Source organism: Paenibacillus sp. cl130 (genome assembly GCF_900116035.1).
Lineage (GTDB): Bacteria > Bacillota > Bacilli > Paenibacillales > Paenibacillaceae > Paenibacillus > Paenibacillus polymyxa_B.
In genome coordinates, this window is record NZ_FOYG01000001.1 from 810,465 (window position 1) to 826,242 (window position 15,778).

17 protein-coding genes are annotated in these 15,778 nt (G+C 46.5%); 2 read left to right on the forward strand and 15 right to left on the reverse strand.

The window, feature by feature from the left end; genetic code table 11:
* Positions 1 to 90 precede the first annotated feature (90 nt).
* The 10 genes from BM358_RS03790 to BM358_RS03835 form a co-directional block, all read right to left on the reverse strand.
* Entirely contained in the window at positions 91 to 987 is an 897-nt protein-coding gene (locus BM358_RS03790) for a 5'-3' exonuclease (RefSeq protein ID WP_013309415.1), read from the reverse strand.
* A gap of 72 nt (positions 988 to 1,059) precedes the next feature.
* Positions 1,060 to 1,425, reverse strand: a complete 366-nt coding sequence (locus BM358_RS03795; RefSeq protein WP_023987785.1) for an arsenate reductase family protein — start codon at positions 1,423 to 1,425, stop codon at positions 1,060 to 1,062.
* A 43-nt stretch (positions 1,426 to 1,468) separates the two neighbouring features.
* Positions 1,469 to 2,428 carry an RluA family pseudouridine synthase gene (locus BM358_RS03800; protein WP_028542958.1) on the reverse strand — a complete coding sequence of 320 codons (960 nt, stop codon included), beginning with the start codon at positions 2,426 to 2,428 and terminating at the stop codon, positions 1,469 to 1,471.
* 21 nt (positions 2,429 to 2,449) lie between these two features.
* On the reverse strand, positions 2,450 to 3,013 hold the full coding sequence (locus BM358_RS03805) for a cob(I)yrinic acid a,c-diamide adenosyltransferase (protein ID WP_028542959.1): 564 nt from the start codon (positions 3,011 to 3,013) through the stop codon (positions 2,450 to 2,452).
* A gap of 18 nt (positions 3,014 to 3,031) precedes the next feature.
* The gene (locus tag BM358_RS03810; protein WP_023987782.1) at positions 3,032 to 3,601 is read right to left on the reverse strand and encodes a type 2 periplasmic-binding domain-containing protein; all 570 of its coding nucleotides are present in this window, start codon (positions 3,599 to 3,601) and stop codon (positions 3,032 to 3,034) included.
* Between the two features lie 101 nt (positions 3,602 to 3,702).
* Positions 3,703 to 3,909, reverse strand: coding sequence for an aspartyl-phosphate phosphatase Spo0E family protein (locus BM358_RS03815; protein ID WP_023987781.1), 207 nt, complete (start codon positions 3,907 to 3,909; stop codon positions 3,703 to 3,705).
* Positions 3,910 to 4,023: 114 nt separating this feature from the next.
* Positions 4,024 to 5,235, reverse strand: a complete 1,212-nt coding sequence (locus BM358_RS03820; RefSeq protein WP_023987780.1) for an aminotransferase class I/II-fold pyridoxal phosphate-dependent enzyme — start codon at positions 5,233 to 5,235, stop codon at positions 4,024 to 4,026.
* A 12-nt stretch (positions 5,236 to 5,247) separates the two neighbouring features.
* Positions 5,248 to 5,748 carry an Lrp/AsnC family transcriptional regulator gene (locus BM358_RS03825; protein ID WP_023987779.1) on the reverse strand — a complete coding sequence of 167 codons (501 nt, stop codon included), beginning with the start codon at positions 5,746 to 5,748 and terminating at the stop codon, positions 5,248 to 5,250.
* A 143-nt stretch (positions 5,749 to 5,891) separates the two neighbouring features.
* On the reverse strand, positions 5,892 to 6,278 hold the full coding sequence (locus BM358_RS03830) for a spore coat protein (protein WP_013309407.1): 387 nt from the start codon (positions 6,276 to 6,278) through the stop codon (positions 5,892 to 5,894).
* A 34-nt stretch (positions 6,279 to 6,312) separates the two neighbouring features.
* Entirely contained in the window at positions 6,313 to 6,549 is a 237-nt protein-coding gene (locus BM358_RS03835) for a hypothetical protein (RefSeq protein ID WP_013309406.1), read from the reverse strand.
* 113 nt (positions 6,550 to 6,662) lie between these two features.
* Between BM358_RS03835 and BM358_RS03840 the strand changes: the two genes are divergently transcribed.
* Positions 6,663 to 7,901 carry an NAD(P)/FAD-dependent oxidoreductase gene (locus BM358_RS03840; protein WP_028542960.1) on the forward strand — a complete coding sequence of 413 codons (1,239 nt, stop codon included), beginning with the start codon at positions 6,663 to 6,665 and terminating at the stop codon, positions 7,899 to 7,901.
* A 71-nt stretch (positions 7,902 to 7,972) separates the two neighbouring features.
* Here the strand turns inward: BM358_RS03840 and BM358_RS03845 are convergent, their stop codons facing one another.
* From BM358_RS03845 to BM358_RS03860, 4 genes are all read right to left on the reverse strand, one after another.
* Positions 7,973 to 9,226 carry an MFS transporter gene (locus tag BM358_RS03845; protein ID WP_023987777.1) on the reverse strand — a complete coding sequence of 418 codons (1,254 nt, stop codon included), beginning with the start codon at positions 9,224 to 9,226 and terminating at the stop codon, positions 7,973 to 7,975.
* A gap of 116 nt (positions 9,227 to 9,342) precedes the next feature.
* Positions 9,343 to 10,050 carry a hypothetical protein gene (locus tag BM358_RS03850; protein WP_028542961.1) on the reverse strand — a complete coding sequence of 236 codons (708 nt, stop codon included), beginning with the start codon at positions 10,048 to 10,050 and terminating at the stop codon, positions 9,343 to 9,345.
* Between the two features lie 53 nt (positions 10,051 to 10,103).
* Complete coding sequence (locus BM358_RS03855) at positions 10,104 to 10,517, reverse strand: DUF350 domain-containing protein (RefSeq protein WP_013309402.1); 414 nt, start codon at positions 10,515 to 10,517, stop codon at positions 10,104 to 10,106.
* A 58-nt stretch (positions 10,518 to 10,575) separates the two neighbouring features.
* Positions 10,576 to 12,945 (reverse strand): endonuclease MutS2, encoded by a 2,370-nt coding sequence (locus BM358_RS03860; protein WP_023987774.1) that lies wholly within the window; start codon positions 12,943 to 12,945, stop codon positions 10,576 to 10,578.
* A 152-nt stretch (positions 12,946 to 13,097) separates the two neighbouring features.
* Here BM358_RS03860 and BM358_RS03865 point away from each other — a divergent pair, with 152 nt between their 5' ends.
* Positions 13,098 to 13,457: a phage holin family protein gene (locus tag BM358_RS03865; RefSeq protein ID WP_023987773.1), complete on the forward strand. Its 360-nt coding sequence runs from the start codon at positions 13,098 to 13,100 to the stop codon at positions 13,455 to 13,457.
* A 152-nt stretch (positions 13,458 to 13,609) separates the two neighbouring features.
* Here the strand turns inward: BM358_RS03865 and BM358_RS03870 are convergent, their stop codons facing one another.
* Positions 13,610 to 15,634 carry a cell division protein ZapA gene (locus BM358_RS03870; RefSeq protein WP_028542962.1) on the reverse strand — a complete coding sequence of 675 codons (2,025 nt, stop codon included), beginning with the start codon at positions 15,632 to 15,634 and terminating at the stop codon, positions 13,610 to 13,612.
* Between the last annotated feature and the right edge of the window lie 144 nt (positions 15,635 to 15,778).

Below are 15,778 nucleotides of genomic sequence, written 5' to 3' on the forward strand. Positions count from 1 at the left end.
TATATAAATAAGGACACTAACGCACCAAGCGTCAGCATCCCTATATTACTTACTTTACTTAAATTGTCCGTATCAAGCCTAACAGCTTTATTAAGATCCGGTTGCGACACCCATCAATGTACACAAGCTTTTCATTTCAAGCTGCTCAAACTTGTCTACAATTTGCACGTGATCCAGCGTCAGCAGACAGCTATCCAAAGCACATGCTACAGGTACACCACAGTGAATTTCAGCAAGTTTGCGTGAAAGATGCAGCATATCCAAATCACTCTCAATTTTTTTACGGACCGAGGGTGTTAATTGATCCAGATTCTCCAGAATGCCCTCAATAGAGTCGTATTCCTGAACCAGCTTGAGTGCCGTTTTCTCGCCAATACCTCGTACTCCGGGATAATTATCGCTTGCATCCCCCATCAGGCCTTTAAGGTCCACCACTTGACGTGGCTTAAGCCCTTTTTCAGTCAGCAGGGTCTCCGGGGTGTATACCATATAATTGCCGTGCCCTTTTTTCATAATAATGACCCGTGTCCGCTCATCCACTAATTGAAGTAAATCATGATCTCCTGAGAGAATCATTACATCCATGTCCTCATTTTGCGAATAATGACGTGCAAGCGTACCGATACAATCATCGGCTTCAAAGCCTTCCGCTCCAATGTTGGGAATGCCGAGGCTGTCCGTCACTTCACGAATCAATGTAAATTGGGGAATCAAATCATCCGGTGCGTCGGCTCGGTTTCCTTTATACGCAGCAAAATGTTCCCCACGGAATGTCGTTCCGCCCATATCCCAGCAGCAAATGACATGTGTAGGATTAAACGTTTGGACTGCGTCCCAAAAATATCGAATAAAACCATATATGGCGTTCGTTGGCACCCCAGCTTTTGTACGACGGATATAACCGTTTGCGGCGGTTGCATAATAAGCGCGAAATAGCAGGGCCATACCGTCAACCAGCATTACGGATTGTTCATTGCGTTGTGTCACAGATTGTATTGCTCCCATTCATCATAATATTTAACCCCCACAGTATAACATATCGTGAGTGTAAATTGGGCGTTATTGAGCTTCCCATGTGCCCTCAAATGTTTCCTCTTTGAATCCTATCGTTACTTTGTTCCCGTCGGTTACAATCGGGCGTTTGATTAATCTTCCATTCGAGGATAAAAGCGAAATTTGCTCTTCACGACTCATGTCTCCAAGCTTATCTTTCAGCTTTAACTCTTTATACACCTCACCGCTTGTATTAAAAAACTTTTTTAGCTCCAGCCCGCTTTTTCGAATTAAATCTTCCAATTCCTCCGGGCCGGGCGGCTGTTCAAAAATAGGAATAAGTTCCGTCTCATGTCCCTTGTTTTGCAGCCATTTCACTGCATTACGGCAGGTACTGCATTTAGAATACTGATATACTTTCAGTTGGCTCATCGCTAGATTAACCTCCATTTGGTTTTGATAGCTTATTTATATTTTATTCTGAAAAATATTGCGCTCTTAATAGCTCCTGCATTTCAGCCATATCTTCAGGTAGAGGAGCATAGAACGTCAGCCGCCCCCCGGTTACAGGATGCTCCAAGGAAAGCTCTGAGGCGTGCAAGGCTTGTCGAGGCATCCTGGCATCAAGCTGATCATATCGCTCACGTTGCGCAGCATCATCGGGTGTAATCCGGTACATTTTATCTCCGATCAACGGACAACCGATATAAGTCATATGCACTCGAATTTGGTGCGTACGCCCGGATTCCAACTTTAGTCCGATGCGACTTCCCCCGTTCCACACTTCCTCCAGCTTATACAGCGTAAGGGCAGGATAACCATCCGGGGTCACCATACGTAAATGCGGATTATCCGGGCTGCGGTCAATTGGTCCGTCTACCTTACCTTCCTGCAGCTCAGGACGCCCATGCACCAGAGCCGTATAGCGCTTATCCACCGTTCCCGCAATCATCTGCTCAGAAATATGCTGGTGTACATACGGATTTTTGGCTACTACCAGCACACCCGTCGTCTCTTGATCAAGACGATGAACAGGACGAAACCGGAACAGTTCTCCCTTGGCCTGCCAATAATGCACAACCCCATTAGCCAGTGTTCCAGTGTAATGACCGTGAGTTGGATGGACAATCATACCCGCCGCCTTGTTCACCACTAACAAATGTTCATCCTCAAACAATATCTCAAAAGGAATGGGTTCAGGTAAAATATCATCAGAACGCTCGCGCTCCATGCGAATTTCTACTCGATCCCCGGACTTCACCTTTACGCTGATGTACACACGTGTCCCGTTCAGCATAATACCTTGCTCGGTCAGCTTGAGTTTGGATATTAACTTTCGAGAAATGTTCATACGTTTTTGTAAAATAGTCTTCAACAGCATGCCCTCCTCCTCAGGAGGGATCGTATATACGATAGGTTCATAGTACAAGCTCATCACAAATTCCCGGTTGCCTCCTTATTTGCGGAACACTTTTTTGCTGCGCACATATTCGACATCGGGCACACCCTGACGGACATTCGCTGTGCGAGCAACGGCAAAGAAATAATCGGAAAGACGGTTCAAATACCGACGTACCGCCGGATTGATGTCCGTATGTTTACCTAGTGTAACAGCACGGCGTTCCGCGCGTCGGCAAACCGTACGGCAAACATGAAGCGTTGAGGATAATGTGCTACCACCCGGTATAATAAAACGCTCCACCTTCGGATTTTCCTCCTGACATGCATCAATCCAGCCTTCCAGTCGCTCTGCCAGCTCGTCTTTCACCTTATATTTGCTTTCACTGATTTTAACAAACGCCAAATCCGAACCACAATCAAACAGCTCCTGCTGTATTTCCTCCAATTGAGTCCGAATATCCGCAAACTTTTCCCCTTCGGCAAAGCTGATCGCTTGTCCTACAAAGCTGTTCAGCTCGTCAATTGTACCGTATGCCTCCACACGGTCATCATCTTTGGACACTCGACCTCCAATCACAGAAGTTTGTCCTTCATCACCTGTTCTGGTATAGATCCCCATATTACTCCATCCCCCTTATCATTCCGTAAGTGCTTTCAGCACCTTGATGGCTTCTTCCTTATTGCTTGTACGAGGCGGCACGGTAGCAAATAATGTTTTTGAGTTATATTTTAGCTCCTTAAACATCTTCATCTGCTCCACCGGAATTCCGAACAAATGAGTTTCCTTGCTTACATCTGTTTCTTCTTCCTCCTGCCCCTTCTTCTTAAATACGCCGCCCTCGAACACGCCCCGAGCGTACGTCTTCTTGTCAAAAGCATCATCTAACGGCAGATTCGAACCATTCTGTCCATACAGCTTCATGTCCTCTTCCGGCAAAAGAAACAGATCATGCTCCCCGGCCGCATATTCTACAACCAGCTTCTGCTGGTTATACAGCGGACTGACTGAAATCTCAATAGTCGGAGCCTGTTCGCCCAGCTTATCCTTAAGCTTTTGTGCCAGCTCTTCACGGATGACTGAAGCATCCCCTTTATCCATAATAAAAATGGAGAAGCTGTCCTTGTCCCGTCCCCCACATCCAGCCAATAATACAAGTGTCAACATTCCGATAATCCATGGCGATAGCCTTTTTAGCCCTGTTCTCATATGTACGCCCCCTCTTCCATGCCATTAATATATCATAAGTTGTGAACGCAAAAAAAGAAGGCCCTACGGCCTCCTTCTTACCTTTGGCTGACTTCACACGGTTAAACCTTGCATTCCGTACCATACATTTTCATGTATTCATTGATTTTCAAATCGAGCTTGCAACTAATCTCGATGACAAGATCAGAGGTGAAGGACTGCTCTTCCTGAAACGTCCGCATCATCTCATTGCGCAGGAACAAAATTTCATCTTCTAGGGAAATGTCGTATCCTATTGAACTAGACGAATTATATCCAACATATGACATGAGCATTCCTCCTACAATTGAAAAATTGAACTTCCTGCTTTCGAATTCAAATTATAGCATAGAAATTTAGAAATAAAAGACTATTTTTTATGAATTACCCATAAAAAAATAATTTTAACCTTCTTTTCTTACTTTTTCTACAAAATGACCAATCCGATCCAGTGCCTCCGTCAGCTGAGCAACAGAAGTCGCGTATGAGCAACGAAGATAGCCTTCGCCTCCCAAACCGAACACATTACCCGGTACAGCCGCAACTTTAGCCTCTGCCAATAGACGCTGTGCAAATTCATCTGAGCTAAGTCCCGTGCTTTGAATACTAGGGAAAACATAAAAAGCCCCTCTTGGCTCATGGCACTCCAGGCCGATTTCCCGGAACCCTTCAACCATCAGACGGCGACGCTGATTATAGGCTTCTACCATACGATCTTTCTCACCCAAACCATTCCGCAAGCCTTCCAGTGCCGCAACTTGCCCCATAGAAGGCGCACACATTACGGTGTACTGATGGATTTTGAGCATAGCCGCAATCAGATCTGGATGTCCGCATGTATATCCAATACGCCAGCCTGTCATGGCGAAGGCTTTGGAGAAACCACTGACGAGAATCGTACGATCCATCATACCAGGCATAGCGGCAAAACTAACATGCTTCTCTCCATAATTCAATTCAGCATAAATTTCATCAGAAATGACGATCAAATCATGCTTTTCCACGACTTCGGCAATCGGAAGCCAATCTTCATAAGTCATCGTAGCCCCAGTTGGATTACTCGGATAGCATAAAATCAGCACCTTGGATTTAGGTGTAATTTTTGCCTCCAACGCCTCAGCCGTCAGCTTAAATTCATCCTTAGCAAATGTTTCAATACCTACCGGAATCCCGCCTCCAATTGAAGTGATTGGAGAATATGAAATGTAGCACGGCTCGGGCACGAGAATTTCGTCGCCAGGTACAATTAACGCACGCAAAGCAAGATCAATCGCCTCGCTTCCCCCAACGGTCACGATAATCTCATTTTTAGGATCATAATTAACTTCAAATTGCTCATTCAGATAATCACTAATCGCTTCACGCAGTTCTGGCGTTCCCGCATTAGACGTGTAGCTGGTAAAACCTCGCTCTAATGAATAGACACAGGCTTCCCGCATATGCCAAGGGGTTGTAAAATCCGGTTCGCCTACACCAAGGGTAATAATATCCTTGTTGCCACCCACCAAGTCAAAAAACTTACGAATGCCCGAAGATGGAATTTCGCGCACCAACGGGGACAAATAGGAACTCATGGCTTTGTTACTGTCGGTAAATGCTTCTGTTTTGAGATTCATCATGATCTTCCTTTACGGCGAAATCACCAGACGATTATCTTCCTGATGATCCTCAAAGATAATTCCGTCCTGCTTGTATTTTTTAAGCGTAAAATTAGTCTTGGTGGACAAGACCGAGTCAATAGGAGACAGTTTCTCCGACACAAAATTAGCGACCTCACGGAGGTTGCGGCCTTCAACTTCTACCAGCAAGTCGTATGCTCCAGACATGAGATAAACCGATTTAACTTGCGGATACAAATAAATCCGTTCTGCAATACCTTCAAATCCTCTTCCACGCTCGGGTGTAATCTGTACTTCAATCAAAGCAGTAACCTTTTCGTCGTCGACTTTATCCCAATTGACTACGGCGGCGTACTTAACGATTACATGTTGGTCTTCTAGCTCTTTAATTGAGGTGCGTACATCCTGCTCGTCAACCCCCAGTAAAGTAGCCAACAAAGTCGGTGTTCTTCTTGCATCTTCTTTTAACAATTCCAGCACTTTTAATTTCAAACCATTTAGCTCTGTCATTCTACATAAGGCCTCCATCGAAAGAGATTACTATACATCATACAATACGCACTTTAAACCTGCAAAGAAAAACCGTCCGCCCCGGTAAACCCGGCAGACGGACGGCTGTTATGGGAAATTGCTTCAAAAACGGAATATCCCGTTTACATATAGTAAGGGTTATTTTGGTGAGTAGGCTGCCCTTGCTGATGCATAGGTTGACCATATCCCCCCGCTGATGACGACTTTTGCTGAATGAACTGTTGGCATTCGTGTTGGGTCTTGCGAGCTTCTTGAATCTGTTTGTCCAAATCGATGCGCAGTGCTTTTGACGAAGTGGAGTACATATTGTTCTGACTCATCAGACGATACAAATCGCCTTGTAGGCGCAGCGTATCGTTCGTAAGGTCGGTGAACATCTGACGCACAGACGGACAATTGGATTCCGTTGTCGCTGTTGTATACTCTCCCACCGTGCGTTTCATATCGGCAAGAATGGTATAGAGCAAATCTTCTTCGGGCATAAATGACGTATTGTTCTGTGAAAACATCGTGATATTACCTCCTTTATTGGTTAATCCATAATTACTGCTGCGGTTGCATAGGAGCAAGCTGCTGGTGCTGTTGAAGTGCATTGGAAAGCAGGTTCAGGTGGTTCTCATGAGTTCTCGCGAATTGCAGACAAGCTTGCTGAATGGCTGGATGCTGAATGGATGCTGCTGTCGCCGTACATTGCTTGAGCAGCAGTTCTTCATTGGAAATGGAGTCCACGATGTACTCCAGCTCTTTGCCTGTCAAGGGTTGCATGTTGGTAGATTGCATAGTCTCTGTGCCTCCTTAAATGTTTTGTTGCACGCTGGTTATCTTGTCCGTTTGGCGAAATACTATGTACACATAAGAGATACTACATATTGCCTATAAGGAGTGCTGTTTATATGGAATTGATTAGCGGGAATACGTATTGGCCGAGTACCTTGGAGCAAACATCGGATTTTCCGCCTTTGGCAGAGGATTTAAATTGTGATGTACTGATCATCGGAGGCGGGATGGGTGGGTCCATCTGCTCCCGGCTATTGGGAGAACGACAGGTAGACACCGTGGTTATTGATAAACGCAAGCTGGTACATGGAAGTTCTTCGGCCAATACCGGACTGCTGCAATATAGCAATGATAAGACCTTAACCTCCTTCATCAATACGTTTGGTGAAACGAACGGTGTACTGTTTTACCGTATGTGCAAAGATGCTCTGGATCAGTTGGAAAAACTGTCTACCACGCTGGAAATTGATCCGTCCTTTATACGCCGCAGTAGCCTGTACTATGCAAGTACATCGGAGGATGTGCAGATCCTTCAGGAAGAGTACAAACAGCTAACCCGGTTTGGATTTCCCGTCGAATACTGGGATGAGCAACAGATTGCAGCCCGATTTCCTTTTCGAAAATCAGCAGCCTTGTACACGCACGAAGATGCCGAGGTTAATCCATTTTTGTTTGCCCAAGGACTGTTGCAATCCGCCAGCCGTCTCGGTGTACGCTTATATGAGCATACGGAAGCCAAGCATTTTGAATTTAATGAAAATGAAGTTGTTTGTTATACCAGCGGTGGAATTATCCGAGCGAAAAAAATCATTTTTGCAACGGGTTATGAAACACAGGAGATTAAATCAGATCGCGGAGCCGTTCTAGAAAGCTCTTATGCTATCGCCACCAATCCAATCGGAGATGTTCCCTTGTGGTATGAGCAGTGTCTGATTTGGGAAACTACTCGTCCTTATCTGTACATACGCTCAACACCGGAAGGACGCATCATTATTGGTGGTTTGGATGAACCTGTACTGGACGCCCATCAACGTGAAATCAGGCTGCTACACCAACAGCAAAAGCTGCTGCAAACGCTACAGGAGCATTTTCCGGGTGTTCCATTTCAGATCGACTATGCTTGGGCGGCTGTATTCGGCTCCTCTCACGACGGCTTGCCGTATATTGGTCCACATCCACGTTTTCCAAACTGCTATTTTTTGGAGGGTTACGGGGGAAATGGGACGGTTACGAGTATGATGGCCGCACAGCTATTGGCTGATGAACTGACGGGCACACACCGACCTGAAATGGAGCTTTATTCTCTAAACCGTACTACCAAGCCCTCGCCTGAAACAACAGAACCGATGGTTTAACATATGAATACAAAAAGAACCTCTTTCCCCTACTAATTGGGTCTGGAGGTCTTTTTTAATGTATTTTCAAACTATTCGGTTTGCTTGTGCCAGCGTTGTGCATGGGAATGAGATTTGCTCTGCTTCGTCTTTTGTTCCATTTTCAGCACACTTCGCATAAAAAACCATCCGAGCACTGGCATCAATGCAAGGCCAATCAACAACCAGATCATCGCCGTAGGAGCCTTGCTGATACTTAGGACACCCAAGAAAATGAGTGTTCCGGTCAATCGGCCTACCATTAAGCATAGTTCGCGCAGTACAACCAGTTCCACTCTCTGATTGGCATCTCCTTTACTCGTCCCCATTAAATCAAAGCTCGCAGAAATCATGGGAATTAAATATAAAGGCATAAATAAAGCGGTGCCGATCCCCATAATCAGTAGTGTGCTATACTCCATACGCCACAATAACGGTAATAGCGCGATCACCAACAACACGGCACCCAACAGCATACCCGCCGAACGATAGTGTGGCTTGAGCCATTTTCCGACAGCCCAAAAGCTGAAAAATGATACCGCCGAGGTGATAAGTGAAAACTGTGCCAGCTTCCATTCCTGTTGGGTAGCTACATATACGAGCAGCGTAATCAGGAAGGCAAACACCCCTTCACGGATGCCCTGGGCAATAAGCGATAACGACAACGGACGCCACATACTCCCTTTTTGTGACAATCGTTGCTTGGGCTCTTTCCAATTGTAATTTCCTGTCGGCTTACGTTTGCGAAGAAAGAAACTAAGCACCACTCCTACGACATAAAAGGCCAAGGAAATACTGAATATCACGCGATAACCTGCGTCATCCTCCATACGGGCAATAATCCAACCGGACAGCCAAGGACCCACTATACCAGAAAACGAGCCCAGCAGACCCACCCATCCGTTAAAATGATCACGGCTTGCCTGATCCGTGACTTCGAAAAAAATCACATTAAACGCCAGCCAGAATAAACCTAATGCTGCACCCAGCAGCATCCCGAGCGGCCATATGTAGTTCACAGCCTGCGGTCCCGTATATAACACGATCAGATAAAATAGGCCTGATAATGCGGTCCCCACGCGTAGGGCATTCATTTTGTTATGTTCCTTGACCCACTTTCCAGCCACCCAGACCATAATTCCCAGTGCAATTTGTTGACTAACATTAAACCAGCCGATCATCGCGTAATCCTGCCTGCTTTTCCACAAATACACGTTAAGAAATGTGCCTGACAATGCTGCTGCAAACACAAACAATCCATTCAAGCTTAATAGCAGAATGGATTGTCCGTTCAGGTTTGATTTCAATGCAGTTCCCCCTAACCGAAAAATCACCAATCAGCTTATTTCAAGCCAGCTTGTTCAAAGATTTCTTCGATTTAAGATGCCCGTATTGAGCTTGGGCCTATCCGGGGGATTGCTATTTAATTGTTGGAAATACCGCTGAGCTTCTCCAGCATCCGCAGTCGGTCATTCTCTGACAGTGTCTGCTGGACATGGAAGCAGCTAGGGCATACATAAACATTCAAGACGAACGGCAAATCCAGAACGGGCTTGCCCAGCGCTGGAGACATCGACGGTTCAAAACCTTCTCTGGTTACGGTTTGCGAACCTGCATGCAGCATGTACTCCCCACATTGAGAACATTCAAGAACCTCATCTTGTCTGTCGAGTATTTGTTCAGCGCCTTGTTCATAAGCCATCAGATCCGCACCGCTTTCTTCAAATTTTTGCAAAGTATGCAGCACAGGCAACTTATGAAGCTCATTATCCTGCAACAACGGTGCATCAACCGGTTTTTCAACTACGATTTCATCCTCTGCCTCATATAAAATATCCTGCTCCTCATCATCACCGAGCTGAATACTCAGTGTCCGATAACCCTTCAGGTCTTCTTTTTCATGAGAGTGGGGCGCCGGGGTTACAGAAGCCACATGATCATGTTTCGTCTCTTCATGTCCATGCTCACCGGCATGTCTATGAACAGGTGGAGAAACAGACTCATCTTCATCATCGGTGATGTCAGAGTACCCTTTTAGATCATTATGGCAATAAGGACACTCTTCCTCAGGTCCTAATTCTTCATCCCAAATAATTTCCATGTTACACCATGGACAAATAGTCATTTCCAAGCTTTATCATCCTTCCGTTCCAAGCGTATACCAAGCTCTAGTATACAAGTGTGTCAAGTTACACTGGCACCGATCACATAAGATAAAGATATGGAAATAATCATGGAGAACAAGCCGACAGCACGATTATCCTCTTTAATCTGTTGATCGATAGAAAATACTGGTGTCAGAAACTCAAAAAGAAAGTACGCCGCAAGAAGCAGTAAAAAGCCAACGAACGACCAAATCATCGTATCATACACACTGGATTTGGCTTCCATTGCAAAGCGGAGTACGTTGCAAATACCGAACATTTTCCCTCCCGTAGCCATGGCTACCGAAACATTGCCGCGCTTGATCTCTTCCCAGCATTTATAGCGGGTTACCAGCTCAAAACACGACAAAAATACAATTAGCTCCAGCACCGCCACCGAGAAATAACCCAGCATCATCCCCAACGGATGTGACAGCAATTCATCAATCGCCATCTTCACTTCGTCCCTCCCGTTCTACCAAGCGTTCCCGGGCAAAGCCGGCAACCCCTAGCTATTCCAATTCAGCAACTGTTACGCCTGTGCCGCCTTCATTGTAATTACCGATACGGTAGCTTTTCACATGCTTATGCTTGCGGAGGTACTCCTGAATACCGGTTCTCAGGACACCCGTACCTTTACCATGAATAATGTGTACCTGACCCAGATTGGCCAGAAACGCTTCATCCATGAAGCGGTCCACTTCCATCAAGGCTTCCTCCACGTTCGCCCCCCGAAGATCAAGTTCACTTCGTACGTTATCATCCCGTGTCCGCTTAACGCCAGTCACTGGTTTTTGAACTCTTGGAGTCGTTGTTTGTGCAGGTTGCAGTAGTTCCAGATCATCCAGACTGACCTTCATCTTCATGATTCCCAGTTGAATCACAGCTTCCTTGGTACCGGACAGTTCAACCACGTGGCCTTTTTTATTTAGACTGTGGACGGATACTTCATCGCCAGCCATGATAGAACGAGTACGCGTAGCAGCCGGGCGTTTGACGGTACTTTTTTTGCGTTGTTTCGGTTCAGCCTCATCCAGTTCTCTGCGAGCTGCAATCAGCTTATGCTCCTTAACCGAGGCCCCTTCTTCCTGAGCCAATTTACGCAAATCAGTAATGATTTTCTCTGCTTCACTACGAGCCTTATCCACGAGAACCCTTGCTTCGTCCTCAGCTTTTTCCAGCATACGGTCCCGTTGGGACTCCAGCTTATCCAGCTCCATCTGATGACGGCTACGCAATGCTTCCATTTCCTTACGTAGCTGCTCCGCTTTTTCCCGTTCTTGCTCAGCTGTCAAACGGTTCTGCTCCAGTGACGCGATCATGTGCTCAACGCGCTGGTCTTCTTCCGTTACCTCACCACGGGCATAGTCTAAAATACGCCCTGGCAATCCCAATCGCTCGGCAATGGCAAATGCATTACTTCGTCCGGGTACACCGACCAGAAGGCGGTAAGTCGGGCTTAATGTAGCGACATCAAACTCCATGCTTGCATTAATAATTCCTTTGCGCTCATAGGCATACGCCTTCAATTCACTATAGTGAGTCGTCGCAACCATGCGGCAACCCATGGCATGTATATGCTCCAAAATAGATACAGCCAGAGCCGAACCTTCTGCGGGGTCCGTTCCTGCCCCCACTTCGTCAAGCAATACAAGACTTTTTGGCGTCATATTTTTCAGGATGCTAATGATATTGGTCATGTGACTGGAAAATGTACTCAAGTTTTGCTCAATGCTCTGCTCGTCACCAATATCGGCATAGATTGCATCAAATACACATAGCTGGCTTTCATCCTCAACAGGTACAAACAGTCCAGACATCGCCATCAAGCTAAGTAGGCCAATGGTTTTCAGGGTAACGGTTTTCCCCCCTGTGTTCGGTCCGGTAACGATAATAGAGGTGTATGAATTGCCTAACTCCACATCAATGGGAACAACCTGCTCCAACGGAATTAGAGGATGTCTGCCCTTTTTCAGCTTCAAATATCCGCGGTCATTCATTAAAGGTAAGGTTGCCTTCATTTCACGGGCGAGACGCGCTTTTGCAAAAATAAAATCAAGATTGCCCAAAATGTCCACATCATACAGCAACATATCTGCTTGTTCTGCGACGAGTGCGGTCAGCTTTTGTAAAATGACTTCAATTTCACGCTCTTCTCTCAGCCTTGTTTCCCTCAGCTTATTGTTCATGGCTACGATGGATTCAGGCTCGATAAACAATGTTGCACCAGACCCGGATTGATCATGAACAATTCCGCCAAAATAAGAACGGTATTCGGCCTTAACCGGGATCACAAACCGATCTCCGCGAATCGTAATCAACTGATCTTGAAGCATTTTGGAGACAGTTGAGGAACGAATCATGGAATCCAGCTTTTCACGAATACGCACTTCTCCCGAGCGCAGCTCCCGACGGATTTGAGAAAGCTCTGTGCTGGCAGAATCCAGCACCTCAGCATTCTCGTCAATACAGCCTTTAATGGAGTTTTCCAAACCTCTCTGCTCCGAAAGCTGCTCACTCCAATACAGCAATGTTTCGACAGGATTTTCCTCATGCAAACTTGTCACGTATACCTGTATACGGCGTGCGGCCTGAACTGTTGTCCGAATGCCAAGCAACTCCTGCGGGCTTAACGTTCCACCAATACGGGCACGCTTCACCGCCGGAGTGATATCTACTACTCCGTTAAATGAAGGCACTCCTTTGAGGCGATCAGCAGCATAAGCCTCATCCGTGCCTTTCAGCATTTTCTTGATATGCTCCAAATCATCGCTGGGCTGTAGTCGAAGGGCTGTCTGTTGTCCCGTTGCCGTTTGGGCATAGTGACTTAGTTTATTTAGAATTTTTTGATATTCAAGGGTTTTGAAAATTTTAGAGTCCAACTTCACTACTCCTTTCACTTATATCTATATTATACCGAAAGCAGCAAACTTACGCTATTTGCCAACTCTGTTTTACACATAAGAAAGCTCTTCATGCCACACACTAACCTTTGTCTAACCCTGTAAATTCAAAAAACAAAGGAGGTTATTCCGTGAGCATTCTCGGGCACATTGTACGTTTCATCGTTGCCGCTCTGGTGCTGATGGTCGTAAGCTGGATCGTTCCCGGATTTAGTGTAGGCGGCTTTTGGAGCGCGCTGATTCTTGCCATTGTCATTGCCTTGGTTGGTTACATCATCGAGGCAGTGTTCGGCCGACGCGTTTCTCCATTTGGACGCGGTATCGTAGGTTTTCTAGTGAGCGCTCTGGTTATCTGGATCGCTCAGTATGTGGTGACCAATGTCAGTGTTTCCGTTCTGGGCGCATTGCTCGCTGCATTGGTTATCGGGATTATCGACCTGTTCATTCCGGTATCGACACCGTTTGAAGCCGGTCGCAAAGACGGGAAATAATTTCAGTAGACCCTCCCGGCAAAGCTGTCCCGAAGCAGAATTTCGTCTGCCAAAGGACAGCTTTTTGTCATCAACACTTCTGAGTGGATACAATAAGCAAACAATCCCCGGCGATGAGCAGCCGGGGATTGCCATACATTTATAATCCGTATCTACTGATCCTGTTCGATAAGTTCAATCCATTCATTGTACTCCGTTTGAAGCTTAGTGTATTCTTCCTGTAATTGACGTAATTCTGTAGAAATCTTCTCCGTATTTTCCCGATCTACGTCCTGTTGTACTTGTAACAAACGAAGCTGATGCGCCGCCATTTCATATTTTTGACCCACTTCGTCCAATTCAGACTGCAAGGCCATTCGTTCCTGCTCTATGGACTGCTGTTCAGCTTTCGCCGTTTTGGCAGCTTCAACCGCCAAACGAGTCTCCTCCTGAAGCTGTTCCTTTTGTTCAACTGTTACCGCTATTTCACGTTCCCAAGATGCAAATTCTTCCTTACGGGCAGCATCTTCAGCTTCCAGACGTTCCGCTTCTGCCTTCAACTGATCGTATTTAAGTTGCCACTCCAGAGATTCTTCCTCAGCACGTTCCAGTTTACTCCGCCGTTCGTGATCTTCCTGTTGAAGCTGCTTGATGTTTTGCTCCAGCTGTCCAGCTCGGCTCTTCATGCTTCCATATTGCTCCTGAAGCGATTGATACGCCTTCGCTCCCTCTTGCTCTCGGACTTTGGCTTTCTCAAGCTCATCCTGAACACGAATCAGCTCAGGTGAAAGCTCCTTGATTCTCGCTTCGAGTTGAACTAGCCGTTGCTGTTGTGAAGCAAATTTATCATTAATAGCTTCGAGCTCAGCCGCTGCGTGCTGTAATTGCTCCTGTATCGCTTCCTTCTGTTCACGTGCTTCCAGCAGGGAGAGCTCCAGCTCATCAACTGCCAACTGGCGTTCTTCTGCAAGTTTCTTCCATGACTTCTCGCTTTCAGCTAGCGTAGCCAGCTCACTTTGCAGCTTGCGAGAAGATACGTGAGCTTGCTCCAGCAGCTTCTGCATCCGCCGCTGTTCTTCCTCCAGCTTAGCCGTCTGCTGCTGCGTAGCCTTGGCTTCAGCTTCTAATTGATCATATCGGCTTTGCAGTTCTTCACGCGCAAGCGTATCTGCCTGCTCTCGCTCTATCGCAACCTGTCGCTGTGTTTCCAGCACAGACTCCAGCTCGGACTGTTGTTGCTTCAGTACTCTTGCTTGCTCTTGAGCCTCTCCCAGACGAGAAGAAAGCTCTCTACTGCCTGCCTGTACTTGTTCTAATTGTTCCTGAAGCTCCTCGACCCGAATCTCCTGCTCCAGTGCAGCTTCATCAGCTCGTTTCTGCGCTTCCTGATGCTGTAGCTTTTCTTCATTCAACGCCAATTCAGCCTGTTTACGTTCCTGCTCCAGCTGCTCATTCAGCCCGGAGCACTTGGTCTGCCATTCGCTTACCTTCTTACTATGCTCTTGCTGCAAAGCAGATCGCAGCTTGTCCAGTTCTGTACGCTTTTGCTCCTGATGAGTCTTCTCTGCAGCTGACAGCTTGGCTTCAGCCTGTTTAGCCGCTTCAGCCACTTCCTTCTTCATCTGCTCTTCTATCTGCCGGATACGAGCATTGGCCGCCTCCTGCTGCTCTTTCAGCTTGCGAGAAGCTTCTTGACGAGACTCCTCTAATTCACGTTTAGCTTGTTTTTGTCCATTTTCAAGTTCAGCCGCTTTTTTCTCCTGCTGTTCCAGCTTTGCCTTCAATTGGGCAATCTCCTTGGCTGATACAGATTCGGTTTCCATCAGCTTCTTCTGCGTTGCTTCCTTTTCTTCCTTTAGTTGAATAAGAGATTGATGCATATCTGTATTTTTTTGCTGCTGTTCCCCTAGAGCCGTCTGGAGTTGCGCCAGATCCCCCCGGAGCTCTGCTCGTTCCGCTGCTAAGCGGTTCATATGACTCTGAATTTCCTGGATTTGTACAGCTTCTTCTGCCATATGAACCGCAGCCAGCACGGCAATTCGGGGCATATCCAGACGCGAATGAGCTTGAGAAATGCTGTGCATACGCTCATCCACGTAATTGGCAACCTGCTTCATATAATCGGTATTGCTGCCGACGAGTTTATAAGAAGTACCGTAGATCTCTACAGTGACGCGAGTACGATCTGGTGTAGTCACAATTATGCCCTCCTTCAATACTACTGTATGTTGATTCTAAGGTGTGTCCGGTACTATGGTAACCCGCCTTCCGTGAAGCGTTCAACCTTATTAGTCCGGCTTCCCCGCAGCGGGTAAATATCAGAGTAAGAGAGCTCCTATGAT